The organism is Sphingomonas sp. BL-S-05 (assembly GCF_055521695.1).
On record NZ_JBVFVS010000006.1, the window covers coordinates 16,505 to 35,555 of the forward strand.

At 65.4% G+C, this 19,051-nt stretch carries 23 protein-coding genes and 1 pseudogene; 13 read left to right on the forward strand and 11 right to left on the reverse strand.

Annotated features, from left to right (window positions below; all coding sequences use genetic code 11):
* Positions 1-45 precede the first annotated feature (45 nt).
* Together ACZ1JS_RS19800 and ACZ1JS_RS19805 are read left to right on the forward strand one after the other, a co-directional pair.
* A complete protein-coding gene (locus tag ACZ1JS_RS19800; protein ID WP_047867250.1) occupies positions 46-471 on the forward strand; it encodes a helix-turn-helix domain-containing protein in 426 nt (141 codons plus the stop codon).
* A gap of 2 nt (positions 472-473) precedes the next feature.
* Entirely contained in the window at positions 474-740 is a 267-nt protein-coding gene (locus ACZ1JS_RS19805) for a hypothetical protein (RefSeq protein WP_047867249.1), read from the forward strand.
* A gap of 465 nt (positions 741-1,205) precedes the next feature.
* Here ACZ1JS_RS19805 and ACZ1JS_RS19810 read toward each other — a convergent pair whose 3' ends face one another.
* Together ACZ1JS_RS19810 and ACZ1JS_RS19815 are read right to left on the reverse strand one after the other, a co-directional pair.
* Positions 1,206-1,781, reverse strand: a complete 576-nt coding sequence (locus ACZ1JS_RS19810; protein WP_076711804.1) for a hypothetical protein — start codon at positions 1,779-1,781, stop codon at positions 1,206-1,208.
* Between the two features lie 10 nt (positions 1,782-1,791).
* Positions 1,792-2,073 carry a hypothetical protein gene (locus ACZ1JS_RS19815; RefSeq protein WP_047867247.1) on the reverse strand — a complete coding sequence of 94 codons (282 nt, stop codon included), beginning with the start codon at positions 2,071-2,073 and terminating at the stop codon, positions 1,792-1,794.
* 75 nt (positions 2,074-2,148) lie between these two features.
* Between ACZ1JS_RS19815 and ACZ1JS_RS19820 the strand changes: the two genes are divergently transcribed.
* Positions 2,149-2,397 (forward strand): helix-turn-helix domain-containing protein, encoded by a 249-nt coding sequence (locus tag ACZ1JS_RS19820; RefSeq protein ID WP_198930551.1) that lies wholly within the window; start codon positions 2,149-2,151, stop codon positions 2,395-2,397.
* A 650-nt stretch (positions 2,398-3,047) separates the two neighbouring features.
* On the opposite strand, the gene ACZ1JS_RS19825 is transcribed toward ACZ1JS_RS19820, so the two are convergent.
* The 3 genes from ACZ1JS_RS19825 to ACZ1JS_RS19835 are packed head-to-tail and all read right to left on the reverse strand — an operon-like array spanning position 3,048 to position 4,991.
* On the reverse strand, positions 3,048-4,001 hold the full coding sequence (locus ACZ1JS_RS19825) for a replication initiator protein A (protein WP_047867245.1): 954 nt from the start codon (positions 3,999-4,001) through the stop codon (positions 3,048-3,050).
* A gap of 46 nt (positions 4,002-4,047) precedes the next feature.
* Positions 4,048-4,341, reverse strand: coding sequence for a ribbon-helix-helix domain-containing protein (locus ACZ1JS_RS19830; protein ID WP_373853882.1), 294 nt, complete (start codon positions 4,339-4,341; stop codon positions 4,048-4,050).
* A gap of 2 nt (positions 4,342-4,343) precedes the next feature.
* The gene (locus ACZ1JS_RS19835) at positions 4,344-4,991 is read right to left on the reverse strand and encodes a ParA family protein (protein ID WP_047867243.1); all 648 of its coding nucleotides are present in this window, start codon (positions 4,989-4,991) and stop codon (positions 4,344-4,346) included.
* A gap of 172 nt (positions 4,992-5,163) precedes the next feature.
* Here ACZ1JS_RS19835 and ACZ1JS_RS19840 point away from each other — a divergent pair, with 172 nt between their 5' ends.
* Entirely contained in the window at positions 5,164-5,373 is a 210-nt protein-coding gene (locus ACZ1JS_RS19840; protein WP_047867242.1) for a protealysin inhibitor emfourin, read from the forward strand.
* A 153-nt stretch (positions 5,374-5,526) separates the two neighbouring features.
* Here ACZ1JS_RS19840 and ACZ1JS_RS19845 read toward each other — a convergent pair whose 3' ends face one another.
* From ACZ1JS_RS19845 to ACZ1JS_RS19865, 5 genes are read right to left on the reverse strand one after another with little or no spacing between them, the layout of a single operon-like run.
* Positions 5,527-6,144 (reverse strand): response regulator transcription factor, encoded by a 618-nt coding sequence (locus ACZ1JS_RS19845; protein ID WP_047867241.1) that lies wholly within the window; start codon positions 6,142-6,144, stop codon positions 5,527-5,529.
* Positions 6,141-7,235, reverse strand: a complete 1,095-nt coding sequence (locus ACZ1JS_RS19850; RefSeq protein ID WP_198010912.1) for a sensor histidine kinase — start codon at positions 7,233-7,235, stop codon at positions 6,141-6,143. The genes ACZ1JS_RS19845 and ACZ1JS_RS19850 overlap by 4 nt, the downstream gene beginning before the upstream one ends.
* Positions 7,232-7,984 (reverse strand): ABC transporter permease, encoded by a 753-nt coding sequence (locus tag ACZ1JS_RS19855; RefSeq protein ID WP_035386401.1) that lies wholly within the window; start codon positions 7,982-7,984, stop codon positions 7,232-7,234. Before ACZ1JS_RS19855 ends, ACZ1JS_RS19850 begins: the two co-directional genes overlap by 4 nt.
* Complete coding sequence (locus ACZ1JS_RS19860; RefSeq protein ID WP_465169043.1) at positions 7,981-8,886, reverse strand: ABC transporter ATP-binding protein; 906 nt, start codon at positions 8,884-8,886, stop codon at positions 7,981-7,983. Before ACZ1JS_RS19860 ends, ACZ1JS_RS19855 begins: the two co-directional genes overlap by 4 nt.
* Entirely contained in the window at positions 8,883-9,842 is a 960-nt protein-coding gene (locus ACZ1JS_RS19865; RefSeq protein WP_082132090.1) for an acyl-CoA thioester hydrolase/BAAT C-terminal domain-containing protein, read from the reverse strand. The genes ACZ1JS_RS19860 and ACZ1JS_RS19865 overlap by 4 nt, the downstream gene beginning before the upstream one ends.
* A 280-nt stretch (positions 9,843-10,122) precedes the next feature.
* On the opposite strand from ACZ1JS_RS19865, the pseudogene ACZ1JS_RS19870 reads away from it, so the two are divergent.
* A pseudogene (locus ACZ1JS_RS19870) lies at positions 10,123-10,698 on the forward strand (recombinase family protein).
* Between the two features lie 128 nt (positions 10,699-10,826).
* Here the strand turns inward: ACZ1JS_RS19870 and ACZ1JS_RS19875 are convergent.
* Positions 10,827-11,243: a MerR family transcriptional regulator gene (locus tag ACZ1JS_RS19875; protein ID WP_047867282.1), complete on the reverse strand. Its 417-nt coding sequence runs from the start codon at positions 11,241-11,243 to the stop codon at positions 10,827-10,829.
* Between the two features lie 62 nt (positions 11,244-11,305).
* On the opposite strand from ACZ1JS_RS19875, the gene ACZ1JS_RS19880 reads away from it, so the two are divergent.
* The 8 genes from ACZ1JS_RS19880 (at position 11,306) to ACZ1JS_RS19915 (ending at position 19,018) form a co-directional block, all read left to right on the forward strand.
* Positions 11,306-11,722, forward strand: a complete 417-nt coding sequence (locus ACZ1JS_RS19880) for a hypothetical protein (protein WP_047867281.1) — start codon at positions 11,306-11,308, stop codon at positions 11,720-11,722.
* Positions 11,722-11,946, forward strand: coding sequence for a GDCCVxC domain-containing (seleno)protein (locus tag ACZ1JS_RS19885; RefSeq protein ID WP_082132098.1), 225 nt, complete (start codon positions 11,722-11,724; stop codon positions 11,944-11,946). The genes ACZ1JS_RS19880 and ACZ1JS_RS19885 overlap by 1 nt, the downstream gene beginning before the upstream one ends.
* A gap of 232 nt (positions 11,947-12,178) precedes the next feature.
* A complete protein-coding gene (locus ACZ1JS_RS19890; RefSeq protein WP_047867280.1) occupies positions 12,179-12,493 on the forward strand; it encodes a hypothetical protein in 315 nt (104 codons plus the stop codon).
* Between the two features lie 36 nt (positions 12,494-12,529).
* Positions 12,530-12,712: a hypothetical protein gene (locus ACZ1JS_RS19895; RefSeq protein WP_047867279.1), complete on the forward strand. Its 183-nt coding sequence runs from the start codon at positions 12,530-12,532 to the stop codon at positions 12,710-12,712.
* A gap of 244 nt (positions 12,713-12,956) precedes the next feature.
* Positions 12,957-13,253: a hypothetical protein gene (locus tag ACZ1JS_RS19900; protein ID WP_047867278.1), complete on the forward strand. Its 297-nt coding sequence runs from the start codon at positions 12,957-12,959 to the stop codon at positions 13,251-13,253.
* Positions 13,254-13,313: 60 nt separating this feature from the next.
* The gene (locus tag ACZ1JS_RS19905) at positions 13,314-14,591 is read left to right on the forward strand and encodes a TolC family protein (RefSeq protein ID WP_286749327.1); all 1,278 of its coding nucleotides are present in this window, start codon (positions 13,314-13,316) and stop codon (positions 14,589-14,591) included.
* Positions 14,591-15,769 (forward strand): efflux RND transporter periplasmic adaptor subunit, encoded by a 1,179-nt coding sequence (locus ACZ1JS_RS19910; RefSeq protein ID WP_188821256.1) that lies wholly within the window; start codon positions 14,591-14,593, stop codon positions 15,767-15,769. The genes ACZ1JS_RS19905 and ACZ1JS_RS19910 overlap by 1 nt, the downstream gene beginning before the upstream one ends.
* Positions 15,770-15,772: 3 nt before the next feature.
* A complete protein-coding gene (locus ACZ1JS_RS19915) occupies positions 15,773-19,018 on the forward strand; it encodes an efflux RND transporter permease subunit (protein ID WP_465169034.1) in 3,246 nt (1,081 codons plus the stop codon).
* Positions 19,019-19,051 lie beyond the last annotated feature (33 nt).

Below are 19,051 nucleotides of genomic sequence, written 5' to 3' on the forward strand. Positions count from 1 at the left end.
CTATTGCGCCATAGTGAGCAGGATAATACAACAGGCCATGGCGACGTGAGCGGCGCATCTACCATCGGCGAACGGATCAAGGCGGTACGGCTCAGGACCGGGTTGGGTCAGGACGCGTTTGCAAAGGCGCTGGGCTATTCGAAGCGCGCACTGGTCAGCTGGGAACTGGGCGGGGCTGAGCCGCCGGTCGCCCTAATGGCGAAGCTCCGGCGCGACTACGACGTCGATCCCGAATGGGTGATCTTGGGCGAGGACACCGTGCCCCGGAGCTACTACGGGCCGGTCGACTGGGACCGGCTCGACCGCCTGCGAGCCGACGTGGACGCCGTCTGCAGGGACGTCGGGCTGAAGCTGCCTGACGAACGCAGCCAGGCGCTCGCGCGCGTGCTATACGACGGAGGCGCGGAGGCGGGAGCCGCTACCCGCAAGCAGCTGCGCGGCACGCTACTCGCCTTGTCGCTGGGGGACTGAAGATGGGCGGACCCTCGAAGGAACAGCTGGCGGCCTGGACGGCCGAGACGCGGCGGGTCGGGTTCAAGCGACGCAACTGGCCGGTCGTGCGCCGATTAGCGGCGCTGTGCACAGGACTGCTGCTGGCAGGTCTGGCGGCCCGTCTGCTGGGCTATGCCCCTGCCCTCGCGGCTGCCTGCTGGATCGCCGCAGCTGTCACCGGCGCGGTCATGCTGATCTGGTTCTTCGACCCGCGCCGCTTCCGCGCACGGCCACCCGGTACGTCCTGACCGCGCGGTAGCAAGCACGCGCCGCTGAACCCGACATCCGCCGCTGCTGACGCACCGGTCTTGTCCATGACGCCCGACGAGAGATGAACCCGTGCTTCCAAGGGGAGCAGTGCACGGGTCGCTTGCTTGCGATCCTCATGTCGCTGCGCAGCCCGGCAAATCACGGCTTCCGTAGCGCTGTAGCGCCCTTGTAGCACGTCACGGGGCAGCTTTCGCGGAACCCGCAGCACAGCCAATATCCTGCTACAGCTCTGAGAACACGAGATTTTATGGTGTGGACACGGTCGCTATCCATAGCGTGGTGTGTGCTCCTTCCCTGCATGGTCCAGACGCTGCGGTGCTGATGCCGTGCTGCTCCGGCATTCATTCCGGCTTTCGGCGGGGCACCCGGGCCGGCGTGTCAGCCGGCCAGCAAGCGAACTGTCATTTTACCCGGACCGCCTTCTGGGCGGTGCGGCAGCGGGTTCAGCGGGAGATCCGGGACATATCGCCTGTCACCGGCGCTGCCGCTGCCAGGATCTTCTCAGCGGCACGACGCTCGCGGACCTGGGCGCGTTGCTCTTCGGCGATCCGGGGATCACTGCCTTCCGCCTCCAAACCGGAAGCAGGATCCGGTTCCTCCATCATCCGGATTCCCTTGGAACGTCGGACCGCGTCCTTGCGCTTGGCGCGCTCCTGCTGGACCGCGCTGGTCATGTCGGATCTCAGAAGGACGTAATCGGGTTCGTACCGATGCTGGCGCATCAACTCGGCGAGCGCGTGAATAGCCAGGTCGTCACCGACCGCGGCATGAACTGCCCGCAGCCAGCGCGGTGAGGCGTAACGATGCCGCAACGTCCAGATCCCCCGCGCCATCTCGGTCACGAACAGAGCCACCCAGAGGACGAGCATGCTTCGTCCGACGACGGCCGGTCTGGCGCCGATCGCCTTGGCGATACCGATCGTCATGATCAGCATCGGCAAGAAGGCCATGACGCTGATCGCGTAGGGCACGACGTTCAGCTGGCTCACCTCCCATCGTGCAATCAGCCGGTCGGCCACCGGGACGCGCTCAGTCACGCCAGGGATCATGGCTGCTCGCCGACCAGCTGTCGTGATGCTGGAAATGGTCATGAGCGCCGCTGTCCCAACGATCGTGGCGCTGCCAGTCGGATTCGTAATCGTGCGAACGGGTAGAACCGTAGGGATTGCCTGCGACGTCGGGGGTCCCCGCTCCCGCGATTGTAGGTAATCCGGTCGCCGGATTGATGTCCGTGCCGTCGCTGCCGATCCCCGGGCGGGCCAGGAGCGTCCAGCCTTCGAACCAGGTGGCGATGCGCTCGAACAGTCTCATGTCAGCACTCCCGATCGGAAACCTAGAAGATATACGCTTTCCGTATATCTCTCAAGCCGGTCTAGATGCTTCGGGGTGCCCGCCTCCCCTGCCCCATCCGATCTGCACGCCCGCATCGTCGCTGCGCTGACCCTGGCACGGCGGGACGCCAGGCTTCGTCAGGTCGACCTCGCGAAGCGGCTCGGATGGCAGCAGGCCTATGTATCGCGCTACGAAACCGGTGAGCGGCAGTTGAGCGTGGATGAATATGTCGCGGTCGCCTTGGCGATCGGCGTCGATCCGGTGGCCTTGCTCGGCGAGCTTCTCTCTCAAGACTGCTCGTAATCACAGCTCAGGACCGCCCATCCAAGCGATGCCCAGGCGCATCTGCAGACGATAACGCCCACGCGGTTAACGTCGCGAACATCTGCTACGATACCGAACGCGCGTTCGATGGCCTCTACGGTCCGGCATGATCGCACACACCGGCGAACCCGACGATCGGTTCGGGGTATCTCCCCACCCTGCCCTTTCAACGGGCGTCACGCTGACAGGTACACACCGCCGGATCGGCTTGGCTTTTCCCGGAAGCCTGCGGCCGTCAGGCCGCTCCTGTAACGGCGGTAGCCGGCACGTAACGAAGGGCCATTGCCGAAGGGGCAATTCCGCATTCCCTTTCCTTCCTTTTGAGCCGGGTCTTGGGGTTAAGTGATTCTGTTAAATAGGAATCGTTAAGAAGGTTAAGTGTCGAAAAGCGGCCAAAAAACCGCGTCTTCGTAATACCTTGAGAATCTGCCCGGTGTGTGATCCCACGTGATTCGGTGTGTGATCCCACGATAGTGCGGTGTGTGATCCCACGACGCCCGGGTGTGTGATCCCACGATGATCGCTTGCCTGTTTGCGGGTCGATTATTGCTCGATCCACACTCTCAACGCCTGCTGCCCGCCTCCGCCTCTGATACGGATGGGCCTTGCGGTGTGTGATACCACGATAGTCAGCGTTCTCCGGCGAGCTTGTCCATCAGGTCGTCCACCTCGGCGGCGCGGCGGCGATCGGCATCGAATCGGTTCCGCCGCTCTTGCTCGGCTTCCAACTTGGCAGTCAGTGCCAGCGCCTCCGCTTCACCCCGAAGTCGAAACAGCACGGCAGGACTGCCATCGGCTGTTGCGGCCATGTGCATCGCATAATCGGGGAGCTGGTCGGCTTCCACCACTTTGCGCAGCATCCGGTTGAACTCTTTTGGTTTGCTGTCGCTGCCTGTCTTGTCGCGCAGCACCTCGACGCGACACGTCCACCCGCCCTTCTGATTGCCGGCGTGCTTGCGCGCGATACGATACAGGGCGCGTTCCAGCCCCCCGGTCAGCAGGAAATAATCTTGGTGCATGGTGAGCAGTGACCGCTCCCCCATAATACCCTCATACACCCAGTCCGACAGCGTAATGGTCATCCCGCGCGGTTGGTCAGTGTCCGGGTCCACCTCCAGCGTCCATTTGTCGAGCCAGTTGAAACCGGCCTTAGTCCGCCGCTTGGGCGCGCGGATCGAGGTCGATATGGAAGTCGTTTGAAGCCGCTGGAGTGCAGCCTGCAACTCCTGATAAGCCCGGCCGCTGGTGTCGCGCTTGATCGCCCGCAACAGGTCATAGGACGTAGTTCTAAGTGTCCGGGGAAGGTCGTTGACCCCCTGCTCCCGCATCCGATTGAGCGTGGACGCCGCCCATATCAAGATATCGGCGTCCCAGATCGTGGCCATGCCGTAGGCGGGGATCGCCTCAATCTTGACCCACGTCTCGCCGTCCGGGCTGCTATATTCGATCGGCTTCACCCGCTTGCGCTTCTGGAGCGAGAAGAACGGCCGCTCCATCGTCTCCCGCTGATCTTTCAGCGGGAGGTCGCCCATCAACGGGATGAACAGATCAAATTCGGGGTTGGGATTTTGGCGCTTGGTCATGAAGGATCAATCCTGCCATCCTGCATTGTTGCAGGTGTGCACATCGTCACACACGGCCGAATTGCTTGTCGGCTTCATACTTGGCGACCAGTTCGCTGATCGCTTCAGCAAGGAGATCTTGGTGACTCCGCCGGGTCCGCGCTGCCAAAACGCGAAATGCCTCCGCCGTGGGATCTGCAGGATCAAAATATGCCCCGAGGTGATACTTACCCGGTCGCTTGCCACCTGATCGTGCGGCACTCGGCGGCAAGGTCGCCGGAGCCGACTGGCGTTCCAGCTCGGGTTCGCGAGGGGAGGGTGCCGCTACTGCCGGCCCCAACAGGGAAGTCCGTTTCGCCATAATCAAGCTTTCACATTTGCAGGTGTGCAATTGATCACATCATCAAATATGTGCTTCTGCAAGGCTGCAATTTCCAAGGCAGCTTTACCTTTCGGCTCATGCTCAATGACGCCCAAGCCGTAAGGCCATGCCGCTCGGTAGACGCTGCGCTCCCGCAATACGGCACGCGCCACCCGTAAGCCGGTTGCCTCGGCAAGCGTTTTGGCATCGTCCAGCAATGTGGTTGCGGTAGGGGGGGCGGCATTCAGCACGACCACGCCCGTTCGCCCCGTGCTGGTGATAAGCTGTGCCGTGCGCTTGATCGCATCAAGATCGATCAATGACGGACGGCAGGGGATAACGACCAGATCGGCACGCTGCGCCGCTGCGGCGGCTTCCGCGCCCGCCGCTGGCGGTGTGTCGATGATAGTAAGTGCAAAGCCGTTGGCCTCAGCTGCATCAATCGCTTGGTCGAGGCGTCTCGCACTGATTGGCTCGACGTGCGGCAGCTCGGCCGTTCGTCGCTCGCTCCAAGCGGTCGCGCTCTCCTGCGGGTCGAGATCAAAGAGAGCCGTCTTGATCCCGACCGCTTCAGCAGCGACCGCCAAATTCACCGCGAGCGTCGTTTTGCCAACGCCACCCTTCTGAGCTGCAAGAGTGATAATATGCACGTGTGCACACCTTCAATAATTCAGATATGATATTATGCAGAACGGCAAGGTCGCACAAGTGCTATGGTGAGGCGCTCTGCTCCTAAAGCATGGCAACGCATGGGCATGCGCTGGATAAATCTGTACGATGCGCCGCTGCCACCGAGGCCCGGAGCATAGTTGGAGTGATCTGATGCAGAAGGGCAAGGCCTTGGACGAGACGATAAAAGGTGAGGTCCGCTTGTGCATCGAGGGCGGTCTTGCCCATTTCCCCGGACTGGCGGAGGAGCAGACGGTCTCGTTTGACGATCTCGCCACCTTGGAGTGCCAGGAGATCGCCAGTCTCGCCGATCAGGCGGACTTCTTCAGCTGCACGCCTGCTAACTGTAGCGGCCTGCAATGATGCCCGGCTGAACGCGCAATAAAGAGCGGTTTCCGGGGCACATTGTTTGAGACGGATAGGATCGCCCGACGCGCATTCCGTGAGACGCAGCGCACGATCGGTGAGACGGACGCACATTGTTAATCCGCCGACGCATTGAGCCTGAGCGGGCGATCACAGCCAGCCATTGTTCCGAGCGACCCGGCCTGCTTCGATACGATTGGCCGCACCGAGTTTTGCCGCAGCATCGGATAGATAATTGCGAACCGTCCCGGGTGATAGAACGAGGCGGCGGGCAATTTCCTTGTTGGACAGCCCCTGCTCGGCAAGGCGCAGCGCGTCGCGCTCCCGGTCGGTCAGGGGATCGTCGCCCGCCTCCCATGTTGCTGCGGCGAGATCGGCGCGAATGACCTGTCCGCCGGTGGCCACGGTGCGTATCGCTGCGGCAAGTTGATCGGCGGGCGTGTCCTTGAGCAGGTAGCCACGCACCCCGACCGCCCTCGCACGGGTGAGATATCCTGGCCGGGCAAAGGTGGTGACCACGATCGTGCGCGTCGGCAACCGCTCGCCCCGAACAGCGCGAGCGAGATCCAGACCCGACAGCCCCGGCATTTCGATGTCGGTCAGCAGGATGTCGGGTCGGAGCACACGGACATGATCGAGCGCGGCATCGCCGTTCGTCGCACACGCCACCACGGCCAGATCGGGTTCGAGCTCGAGAAGGGCGGCGATTGCGCCGAGCACCATCGCCTGATCCTCCGCCACCACGATGCGGATCGACGGCAGGGTCATGCCGGCACCGTCGCACGGAGTTGTGTGCCCGCGCTATCGGTGACGATCGAAAGGTCGCCTCCTGCTGCGGCGAGCCGCTGGCGCATGCCGGTCAGCCCGTTGCCTTCCCTGAACGATCCGCCGCGGCCGTTGTCGGCCACGGTCAGCGTTGCGCCGTTCGCGCCGCAAGCAATATCGAGGCGGCACTGCGATGCACCCGCATGGCGGATGACGTTGGTCACCGCTTCGCGCAGCGTCATGGCGAGGATCGCTCCGGCACCATCGGCAACCTGGTCGGGATCGCCCACACGCTCGATGGCGACGCCGGCGGTGGCGAGTGCGGCTTGCGATGCCGCCAGTTCGTGCGACAGGCTGCCGCCTGACTGGCCCGCGAGCGCCGCGCGCACCTCCGCCAGCCCGCCGCGCGCCGCGCCGGCGATGGCGGCCAGTTCATCCTTGGCGCGGTCGGGATCGCGGTCGACCAGCCTGCCGGCAAGATCGGCCTTGAGCGCGACCAGCGTCAGTGTGCGGCCGATCACGTCGTGCAGGTCGCGTGCGATCCGCTCGCGTTCGGCGGTGCCGGCGAGGCGGCGCACCTCCTCCTGGGTGCGCAGCAAAGCCTGCGCCCGCTCATAGAAGGCCTCGCGCGACACTGTGGCACTCCCGGTCATGACCACCAGCAAGACGCCGGGCAGCCACCAGAGCGTCGGCTGTGACAGACCGAAGCCGGCTGCTGCTGTGACAACGGCGATCGCGGCGATGGCAACAAACGCGGTTTGCCGCGGACGCGCACGGCCGATCGCCGCAGCGGCGTAGATGGGAAACACGGTCCAGCCCACCGGCAGCGGTGCCAGGGCTATGCCGATGGCGGTGATGGCTGCGGTGGCCCCGATGAGCCGAACTCCCCGGACCCGATGCGCGGCGAAGTACAGCGGCAGGAACAGCGTGAGGCCTATCCCCGTCAGGGAAAGCGTCGCAAGATCGGGCGCTCGCCACAGCCACGGCAGGGGCAGGAAGACGAGATAGACCAGCCAGGGCCAGGGGCCGTCCCACCAACGCTCGCTCGCCGTCCGCATCCCGCCACCTTCCATCGCGACGATGGAACGGGTCAAGCCGGACTCCGCCGCCAGCCTGTCCACGCCCAGAGGGCTGCCACGCCGGTCATTGCCACCGTCATCACGCCATGCACCTCCAGCGATCCGATCGTGTCGGCCCCAACGATGGACCGGGCGATCTGGCCGAGGTGATAGGCCGGTGTCGCTTCACCGATCCCGCGCATCCACGCTGGCAGCATCGCGGAGGGTATCCACAGGCCGCCCAACACGGCCGATCCTAGGAACAGGGCGTTGGCGACCGCCACCGCGCCCTTTCCGCTCATCCGCATACCGATCCCGAAGCCGATCAGCGCGAAGGGAACGGCGGAGGCGAGATGGAGTGCGGTCAGTGCCACCCAGTTGGCGGGAGAAAGCCGGACACCGGCGACGATCGCGAGCAGGTCGATCGCGATGACCGCCATCGCCGTGGCCAGCACCGCGGCTGCGAGCTTCGCGATGACGTAGGCGCTGGCGGGCATCGGCGAGACACGCTTCAGTTCGATGAGACCCTGTTCACGCTCCATCGCCACGCCCGCGCCGAAGCCGAACAGCGCCGGGCCGATGGCCGCGAACACGCCATAGCCGGCTAGGCTCGCCGCAGCTGCGACCGGACTCGGTGCCTTGGCGATTGCCAGCGTGAACAGGCCGTAGAACGCTGCAGGAGTCAGCACCGTGGGCAGCAGGAACTGGGGTAGGCGCAGGCTGCGCTTTACCTCGACCAAGGCCTCGCGGCGCCAGACGCCGGGGGGAAGAGTGTAGGCGGTCATGCGGCGATCCTTCGGTCGGGTGCGAGCAGGGCGGCAATGGCGTCTTCCAACGTGGCGTCGGCGACGCGCAGCGCGGAAAGGGTCGGATCGTCATCGAGCAGCGCGCGTACCGTGGCGGCCGCATCGCTGCTGACGATGCGTAGTTCCGTCCCCTCCGTTGCCGCTTCGCGCGCACCGGGCAGTGCGGACGCGACCGCCGGCGTCATTCTGCCGCGGCAGCGGATCACTGACCCTCCCGCCCGCGCACGAATGGCGGCGGGCGTATCGTCGGCGACGATCCGGCCCCCGGCCATCACCACCACCCGGTCGGCGAGCGCGTCCGCTTCGGCCAGGTCGTGGCTGGTCAGCAACACCGCGCCGCCGCGGTCGGCGACTCCACGGACGGTACGCCACAAGCCACGCGCAGCCTCGCGGTCCATCGCGGCGGTCGGCTCGTCCAGCACAAACAGGTCGGGGCGGCCGCAAATGGCGAGCGCGTACTGCACGCGCCGGACCTGCCCGCCCGACAGCGCACCGCAGCGGCAATCGGCCAGTTCGGCCAGACCCGCCAGCGAAAGCGTTTCGCTCAGGCTGAGCGGATGATGATAATAGCCGGTGTGCAGCATGACCAGTTCGCGGACCGTCAGCACGTCCGGCAAGCCGGCCGCCTGGAGCATGACCCCCATCCGGCCGCGGGCCTCGGCCCGGCGCGGATCGAGATTGAACAGCCGGACCGTTCCCGCGTCGGGCGACAGCCGACCAGTGAGAAGAGAGACGGTAGTCGTCTTGCCGGCCCCGTTGGGGCCGATCAGCGCCGTGACCACGCCGGTGTCGAGCGTCAGGTCGAGGGCCTCGAGAACGGGCCGGCGTCCCAGCATCTTGCGCACCCCGGTCAGCCGTGCTGCGGGGGTACGAGCGGTCATCGTGCGGTGCTCCGCTTCAGGGCCGCGTCGATCGCTGCCAGCACTTTGGGCCAGCTATCGGTACGTGCCGCGGTCGTGCCGGCACTCGTGCCCCCGAAGAAGCTCAGCATGGCGGCGTTCTGCGCACTGGCCTCCACGGGCGGTCCGAACGCGGCGTGGCCTGCTTCGGGATACGAAAGCAACGTGACCGGATGCGTGAAACTGCGGGTCCGCAGGCGTTCCTGGATCGCCTGCGACATCGGGCAGGAGGGCCAAAGGGAATCGCGCTCGCCGCAGACCATCACGATCGGTCCGTTGACCCGCTCGGCAGGGATGCTTGCACGTTCGACCGCCGCGGCGTCGTTCAGTCCATCGGCGTATAGCGCGTGAATGCCCTTCCATTCGCCGGTCCATCCGTACGGCACGAAGGGCACCGGCTTGCCGTTCTCGCTCCACGACGCTTCGGTCACCAGGTTGGCATTGTCGATCCCCGGCCAGGTGACGCTGGACGGCACACCCAGCACGGTAATCCTGATATCGGAGCGGCGCGATGCGACCAGCAGCGCGGCTTCCGCACCTTTGGAGGTGCCGATCACGCCGATCCGATCTCCGGCGACCTCGGCCTGTGCCTTCAGCCAGTCGAGCGCGCGGTCGAACGTCTCCACGGGGATCATCTTGAGCGTGGCAGGCTGCCCGGGACTGCCGAAATAGGAAAGGTGCAGAACCGCATAGCCTCGTTCGGCAAGCAGCCGCGCCTCGCGTGCGCCGCCTTTGGACAGCCCACCCTCGGAACCGCCCAGCAGGAGTATGGCCGGCACAGGGCGGGACGCGGCAGGAAGATAGAAGTCCGCGACCATCTCGGGCGTTCGAATCCGCCGTGGCTCGCTCTCTGACGGCATGGCCACGACCCCGGATGGTGTCGAATCCGGCATCGCCACTTGCGCTGCGGCAACGGCGAAAAGAGTGGCGAGAAGCATGACACGGCCCTTTGCAGATGAGCCGTCATTGTGATCGGCAAAGCGGCTGCCGCGTAGTGACGTTTGTCATCTCGACGTGATGACAAAAGGCACGTCTGCTCGACATCACCGCAAGGAAAACGGAGATTTGCCTGCCCATCGCCATGCGAGTCCGCTCGCGTTGCCAAACCGGCCTGTTCGACGTAAATCTACCCGGTAAAGAAAACTAGGGCAACATAGACCTGCCGATGACGACTTTCTTCCCAAACCGCGCCCGATCGGGGCGCCACCGGCCCTACGCATGAAAATCGGTTACGCCCGCGTATCGACCGCCGAGCAGAACCTGGACCTCCAGCGTGATGCGCTGAAGGCTGCCGGCTGCGAGAAGGTCATCACCGACAAGGCCTCCGGGGCGACTGCCGCTCGCCGTTGACAATTGGAAAAGGTGAAGGAGCTGCTTCGCGCCGGCGACACACTGGTGGTCTGGCGCCTCGACAGGCTCGGCCGCTCGCTCCGTGATCTGATCGGATGGATGACCTACCTCGACGAGGAAAAGGTCGGGCTGCTGAGCCTGCACGAGGCGATCGACACGACCACCACGTCGGGCAAGCTTACCTTCCACCTGTTCGGGGCATTGGCGGAGTTCGAGCGCAACCTGATCCGCGAGCGGACCCAGGCCGGTCTCACCGCAGCCCGCGCTCGCGGCAAGAAGGGTGGCCGGCCGGCCGCACTCGGCAAGGACAAGCGCGACCTGGCCGTCAGGCTCTACCACGAGAACACGATGCCGATCGCCAAGATTTGCTCGATGCTCGGCATCTCCAAGCCAACACTCTACGCCTATGTGCGATCGGCCGAGACCAAGCCGGTAGCCGCGTAGCGACGCTCGCCGACAAATAGCGCGATCAGAATGCCGCCACTTAGCGCGAGCGTTTACAGCGGCCCGGCTGCGATCGGCGCGATCCTCACGCAATCGACCGTTTGCGCGAGACGGGGTGATTGCAGCACCTACGCAGTCGCATGTTGGTCGAGCAAGTCGATCACGGCGCAACTTGCCGCCCCGTCGCCCCCGCAACGGTCGATAGTCGTGGCGAGCACGCTTTCGAGCTGCGCCAGATCGACCATCTTGGCGCGAACACGCTCCAGATGGTGGGCCGCGATCTCGCGGACCTCACAGCATGACGCCTGCGCGGGACCGCCAAGTGATAGGATCGCGCGCACCTCGGCCGGGGTGAAACCGAGTTCTCGCGCGCGACGGATGAATCCAAGGGCGCGGACGTGATCGGCCCCATATACCCGCCGCCCGCCGCTCGTGCGGGGTGGCGTTGTGAGAACGCCGACGCGCTCAAAATATCGGATTGTCTCGATGTTCACACCAGTCCGGCGCGACAGCTCGCCTATCGCGATGCTTTGCTCGACGCGCATAAATCGCTTGCTCCTGTAGCCGCTACAGGAGGCATAGCGGGTTATTCCTCCGGAGACGACCGATGAACCAAGGGACGATGCCGCACGAAACTCTGGGTCCGCCCGCGCCGACCCGTCGAGCCGACACGGGGCTATCCGTCCTCGCCGCGCTGACTAGCTTCGGCGCGGTCCTGGCCGCTGCCTCCTGCTGCGTCCTGCCGCTCGCGCTTGCGGCAATGAGCGTTGGAGCCGGCGTTTCCAGTACCTTCGCCGCGCTGATGCCGCTGCGCTGGCCGCTGACGGCACTCTCGCTCATCGGTCTGGCTGCCGGGTGGTGGGCCTATGCGCGGCGCCGAAGGGCTTGCGCTGCGGATCGGTCCTGCACCGTGCCGCTGCCTTCTAGCGCCACTCCGATCGTGCTCGCGATCGGCACGGTCCTGACGGTGGTCGCGTTAATATGGGATCGCCTTGAAGCGCCATTGATGAAGGCGCTTTCCTGATGCAGCTCACCTCCGCCCTGACCTGCCCCAAGTGCGGCGGGGTCGCAACCGAGACGATGCCCACCAACGCCTGCCAGTTCTTCTATGATTGCCGGCATTGCGCGGTAGTGCTGCGCCCCCTGCCGGGAGATTGCTGTGTGTTCTGCTCGTTCGGCGACGTACCGTGCCCGCCGATACAGGATGCGAACGCGAATGGAAGTTCGCCAATCTGCTGCCAAGGCTAAGCCCTGAGGAGCTGGAAAGCTCAATCGCTATCCGCCGAAAACCAAAGGCCGCCTCCTAGGAAGCGGCCCTGGCCCTTAGTTCCCTTTTGGGAAACGGACGCCTTTCGACGCCGCACGTAACGCTTGTATAGAGCAAATCCTGCCGCTCGGCAAAGCTCCAAGTTGCAGTCATTCGCCTCAGGCCCTACTATCGTGAACATGCTTCGGCGTATGTTCTCACCCTCCCAGCCCCGTGCGCGCGGCGCTGATCGCCCTTCTCGCGCTGATGCTGGTCATGCGGGTCGGGCCGATCTGCGAGGCTGTCGCTATCGCGGCCGTCCCGAGTGCGTCGGCAATGCCCGGTTGCGAGGGCAAGGGGCATGGCACCCCGGAGAAGAAGGCTCCTACTGCCGCCTGCTCGATGCCCTGTGCCGCCGCGCTCGACGGCGCACCGATCGCCCGTGTCGCGCCGCTGGCCTACGCGGCGCCCGGCCCCTGGCCGGTGCGACATGCCGGCCTGCTTGAATTTGCTCGGGCACCTGCGACGCCCCCTCCGCGAGCTGTGTGACGCTTCCAACCTCACACTGTTCTATGGAGAGTTTAAATGTCGAAGTTCAAGCTCATTGGCGCGGCCGTCGCGCTCACCCTGTCCTCCACCGCTTTCGCCGCGACCGCGGCCGATTGCTGCCCGGACATGACGTGCTGCAAGGAAGGCGCGGACTGCTGCGATCACGCCAAGAAGGCCGGCGATCACGCCGATCATGCGGGCGAGATGCAGCGCCGCTGACGGTGTTGGTATGGGGGCGGGCAACCGCCCCCATATTCACGGGTCAAGAAGCGCGTCGTCCTCGGACATTGCCCGGTATCTCCGTCTGGATCGTGGCCTGCTCGATCCCGAACCGACTTCGAGCGGAGAGGCGATCGCCTTCCTCACAGCGCCAAACTCCGCTCGAGTTATTGCAATGACATGGAAACCTTTCCGTGGTAAGCGTCAATTCGTGCGAGCCTTTCTGCCTCTCCTGACATGCCTGATGCTGGTCCTCACCAGCTTCGCCGGCATGGCTCACGCCGCCGATTTGGCGGGAGGAAGCATCGCGGGCGTTGAGTTTACCGTCCATACCGCGGGCGACCGCGATGAGGTGCCGTCAGATTCGGACAAGAACGTCCCGCACCACCACAATTATTGTCACGGGCATGACGTGGGTGCGCCTGCGCGCGCGACAATGGAATACACCCTTGTCCTCACGGCGCCCGAGCCGACAATCTCTGCCTCTGCATCGCTCGATGGCCACACCGGCATGGTCCATTTGAGGCCCCCCCAAGCCTGACGCCCGATTCGGGTGTGCGTTGGCGCGCGCCTGTCGATCAGCGTCAGGAGTTTTAGTCTCATGCATCGTATCTTCGCGGCCATGCTGGCCGCAGCGTCGTGCGCAACTATGGCGCAGGCGCAGGTCGGACCGTCCGCGCCTGTTGCGCAGGACGCGCCGGTCTACACGCTTGACCAAGCGGTCAGTGCGGCGGGCGGTTCGGCCCCCGCTGCGGAAGCCGCGACAGCTGCGATCGACGCGGCCCGTGCGGGCCGCACGGTCGCCGGCTTGCGGCCCAATCCGGTGGTCCAGGGTCAGGTTGAAAACATCATTGGCTCGGGGCCATATCGGGGGGTCCGCAGCGCGGAATCCACGGTCGGCTTTGCGATCCCGATCGAGCTAGGCGGCAAGCGCGGCGCCCGCGTTGCGGTCGCCAACGCACAATTGTCCCGGGCCGAGATCCAGGCTGCGATCATCGCAGCGGATGTCCGGCTTCAGGTGACGCAGCTCTACGTCGAAGCGGTCGCCGCCGACCGGCGGGTAACGACAGCGCGGGACCAGGCCCGGATCGCCAGCGACGCGCTGCGCGCCGCGAGCGTCCGCGTGCAGGCGGGGCGTGCCTCTCCGCTGGAGCAACAGCGTGCGGACGTCGCCCGGATCAATGCCGACGCCAATGTGGAGCGGCAGCTTCGCTTGGCCGAGGCGGCTCGCGCCAATCTGGCGCGTCGGATCGGACGGCCGATCGACGGCCTGCTCGATGACACGCTGCTCGATCGCCTTCCCGGTGCGAACGTCTATGGGCCGATGGCACCGGCCAACACGACCGGCACACTCGCGCTGGCCGCAGCCAACGCGGACTTCTCCATTGCGGAAGCCGGCGTGCGGCTCGCGCGCGCCAATCGCGTCCCTGACGTCAATGTCGGGCCTGCAATCCGCCGCCTGGAAGCGACCAACGACATGGCGGCGGTATTCAGCGTGTCGATCCCGATCCCGGTGTTCAACAATGGTCGCGCCGCGATTGCGCAGGCGACCGCGCAGCGGACCCAGGCAGATGCGCAGCGCCGCCTGACCGCGCTCGACATTGAACAGGCGATCACGGACGCGCAGGCGCAGGCGGCCAATGCGGCGACCACCGCCCGCGCGGCGTCAGGGCCGGCGCTGGCGGCGGCCCAGGAGGCCGCCCGCATCGCGCGGATCGGCTATCGCGAGGGCAAGTTCGGCCAGCTCGAATTGCTCGATGCGGAACGCACGCTCGCCGAAACGCGGGTCGCCGCGATCGATGCGCTCGCCAACTACCAGAATGCCCGCGCGCAAGTGGAGCGACTGACCGCTCCCGCGCCCAATGGGGGAAATCAGTGATGAAGAGTTTCTATCTCGCGGGCGCGGCGTCGCTCGCCCTGCTGTTGGCTGCCTGTGGTGGCAAGGACGCCGGGAACGAGGCGGCCGCCAATGGGGCAGCCGGCAACGAAGCGGCTGCTGGCGCGGAAAAGGGCGGCGCTGAAGGCGGTCATGCCGATGAGGGCGTCGTCACATTGGGTTCCGATCAGATCGCGGCGGCGGGCGTCCAGGTGGGACGGCCGATCATCGGCGGAGCTGGAACGATCGAGCTTCCCGCGATCATCGAGGGCGATCCCCAAGGGACGCAGGTTGTCTCGGCCGCCATCGCGGGACGGGTGGTTGCGCTGACGCGCAACCTTGGCCAGTCGGTCGGGCGCGGCCAGACTATTGCGGTGATCGAGAGCCGCGAGGCGGCGCAGATTAAGGGCGAGGTCGAGGCGGCACGGGCACGGCTTCAGCTCGCCAATTCGAACCTCGCGCGCGAGCAGCGGCTTTTCGCCCAGAAGGTATCCCCTGAGCAGGATCTGATCGCTGCCCGCACGGCGGCGACGGAAGCGCGAATCGCGCTGACGCAGGCGCAGAGCATGGTGTCGGCCGCCGGTGTCGGCGGCGGCGGTCTCAACCGGCTCGGCATCGCCGCGCCGATCTCGGGCCAGATCATCGCGCGCCCCGTGACGCTGGGACAGACGGTCGCGGCGGACGCCGAACTCTATCGCATCGCCAACCTGAGCCAGGTGTCGATCGCGCTCAACCTGAAGGCTGAGGATGCGGGCCGGGTGCGCCCCGGCAACACGGTGCTCGTCAAGGCAGCGGGCCGTCAGGCGACCGCGCGCGTCACCTTCGTGTCGCCGGCGCTCGATCCGCAGACGCGGCTCGTGCCGGCGCTCGCCACCCTCGACAACCGGGGCGGCGAATGGCGGGTCGGCGAGCCGGTGACGGCCGCCGTCCAGCTCACCGGCAGCGGCGGTAGCGGCGCAATCCGCGTGCCGACGACGGCGGTGCAGAGCTTCGAGGGCAAGTCGGTCGTGTTCGTTCGCACACCTACGGGCTTCAAGGCGACCCCGGTGCAGCTCGGCGATGCGTCGGGCGACACGGTGATCGTCCGCTCGGGTCTCACCGGCAACGAACAAATCGCCACCACCGGAAGCTTCACGCTCAAGGCCGAGATCGGCAAGGGCGAAGCGAGCCACGAGGATTAAGCCATGATCGCCCGCATCGTCACATGGGCGGTCGAGAAGCGCTGGCTTGTCCTGCTGCTCACCGTCATCGTCGCCGCCATCGGCGCGTTTTCCCTCTACCGGCTGCCGATCGACGCGGTGCCGGACATCACCAATAATCAGGTCCAGATTAACGTCCGCGCACCCGCGCTCTCGCCCGAGCTGGTCGAGAAGCAGGTGTCGTTCCCGATCGAAACCGCGCTCGCCGGCACTCCCGGCCTTGAATATACGCGCTCGCTGAGCCGCAATGGCTTCGCGCAGATCACCGCCGTCTTTTCGGACGCCACCGACATTTATTTCGCCCGTCAGCAGGTGGGTGAACGTCTGCAGGGCGTGCAAGAGAACCTGCCCGATGGCGTGAACCCCGAAATGGGTCCGATCGCGACCGGCTTGGGCGAGGTGTATATGTACACCGTTCGTCTCGAGCATCGCGACGACGACAAGCACAAGCCCGGTGAACCGGGCCAACAGCCCGATGGCAGTTACATCACGCCAGAGGGCGAGCGACTGACGACCGAAGAGGATAAGGCGACCTACCTGCGCACCGCGCAGGACTGGATCGTCACGCCGCTTCTCAAGAACACTCCGGGCCTCGCCGGCGTCGACTCGATTGGCGGTTACGCCAAGCAATTCCTCGTCGTGCCCGATGTGCAGAAGCTGGCTTCACTCGGCATCACGCTGACCGACCTTGGCAACGCGCTGGAGCGCAACAACACCAGCGTTGGCGGCGGCTTCGTCAATCGCAATGGCGAAGGTCTGGCTGTCCGCTCGGATGCGCTCGTGCGCAATGCCGGCGAGTTGGCCAGGACCGTGATCGCGACACGTAACGGCGTGCCGATCACGGTCGAACAAGTCGCGACCGTGAAGACGGGTCAGGCGATCCGCATGGGTTCGGCCTCGGAGAATGGCACGGAGGTCGTCGTCGGCACCGCGATCATGCGGATCGGCGAGAACAGCCGCGTCGTGTCGACGGCGGTCGCGGAGAAGCTGAAGACGATCAACGCTTCGCTGCCCCCGGACGTGGTGATTCAGCCGGTGCTCAATCGCACCGAACTGGTCAACTCGACGATCAAGACGGTTGCCAAGAACCTGTCGGAAGGCGCGGTGCTGGTCATCGTCGTGCTCTTCGTGCTGCTCGGAAACTTCCGCGCGGCGCTGATCGCGGCGCTGGTCATCCCGATCACCATGATGCTGACCGGCTTCGGGATGCTGCGTGCTGGCGTCTCGGCCAATCTGATGAGCCTCGGCGCCCTGGACTTCGGTCTGATCGTCGATGGCGCCGTCATCATTGTCGAAAACGCGCTGCGCCGGCTTGCCGAGCAACAGCATCATGAAGGCCGATTGCTCAGCGTCAAGGAACGGCTCGCGACCGTGGCAGCCGCTGCGCGTGAGATGATCCGTCCCTCTGTGTACGGGCAGGCGATCATCATCCTCGTCTACGTACCGCTGCTCACGCTGACCGGCGTGGAGGGTAAAACGTTCGGACCGATGGCGCTGACCGTCATCATCGCGCTCGCCTTCGCCTTCATCCTCTCTCTCACCTTCGTGCCGGCGATGATTGCGATCTGGCTGTCGAAGAAGGTCGAGGAGAAGGACGGCCGCATCATCACGTGGCTGAAGAAGCGCTACGAACCCGGTCTCGACCGGGCCATGAAGCGCCCGACGCTGACGATCGGTGCGGGTGTGGGAAGCCTTGTGGTGGCGGCGCTTGCTTTCACTACGCTCGGCTCGGTGTTCCTGCCGCAGCTCGACGAAGGCGATTTGCTGATCCAGTCGCTCCGCATTCCGGCAACGTCGGTCCAGCAGAGCCAGGCGATGCAGGTGCCGATCGAGCGGATGATGTCGAAGCAGCCGGAGGTGCAATTCGTCTATTCCAAGACGGGCACCGCCGAGCTGGCGGCCGACCCGATGCCGCCGAACGCGACCGACATGTTCGTCATCCTGAAGCCGCGCAAGGATTGGCCGGATCCTGAGCTTCCCAAGGAGGAGCTGGTCAGCCGGATCGAGGGTAATCTCGCAAAAATTCCGGGCAACGCCTATGAGATCACCCAGCCTATCCAGATGCGCTTCAACGAGCTGATCGCCGGCGTGCGCGGCGACATCGCGGTGAAGGTGTTCGGCGACGACTTCAACACGATGAACCGGACGGCCGAGCAAATCGCGGCGGTGCTGCGCAGAACGCAAGGCGCAGCGGACGTGAAGGTGGAGCAGACGACCGGTCTTCCCATGCTCGACATTCGCGTCAACCGCGACGCGATGGCGCGGTTGGGCGTTACGGCTCAGGATGTGCAGGACACCGTGACTGCGACGATCGGCGGGCGAACATCGGGCCAGATCTTCGAGGGCGACCGCCGCTTCCCGGTGGTGATCCGCCTGTCGGAGACGCAGCGCGCTGACATTGGCCTGCTTGAACAGGTGCAGGTGCCGGTGGCGGGGGGTGGCTATGTGCCGCTGTCCAGTGTCGCCGACATCAAGGTCGTGGATGGTCCCAACCAGATCAGCCGCGAAAACGGGAAGCGGCGCGTGGTGGTGCAAGCCAATGTGCGTGGTCGCGACGTCGGTAGCGTCGTTGCAGACGCGCAGGCGGCGATCGGCAGCCAGGTCCGGCTGCCTGCCGGTGCCTATCTCGAATGGGGCGGTCAGTTCGAGAACCTGCAATCGGCGAGCGAACGGCTGAAGCTGGTCATTCCGGCCTGCTTCATCCTGATCCTGTTGCTCCTCTACGGTGCGCTGGGATCGGTCCGCGATGCCGCGATCGTGTTCACCGGCGTGCCCTTCGCGCTGGTGGGCGGCGTCCTGTTGCTCTTCCTGCGCGGCATGGACTTCTCGATCTCGGCGGCGGTGGGCTTCATCGCCCTGTCGGGCATCGCGGTCCTCAACGGCCTCGTGATGGTCAGCTCGATCCAGGATCTGATCCGGTCGGGGCTATCGCGCGAAGAGGCGGCCCATGTCGGGGCAATGCAGCGTCTGCGGCCCGTCGTCATGACCGCGCTCGTCGCCAGCCTCGGCTTCGTGCCGATGGCGCTTGGCGAGGGCGCGGGCGCGGAGGTGCAAAAGCCCTTGGCGACCGTCGTCATCGGCGGCCTGATCTCGGCCACGCTGCTGACGCTGTTCGTGCTGCCGACGCTCTATGCCCGGTTCGGGCAGAAGGCGATCGAGACGCCCGAGCACTACAACGAAGAGCATGAAGGGGACGACCACGGTCAGACCTTCGCGAACGACTTGGCCTGAAGGGTGAGCGGGGCGATCCGCGATCGCCCCGCC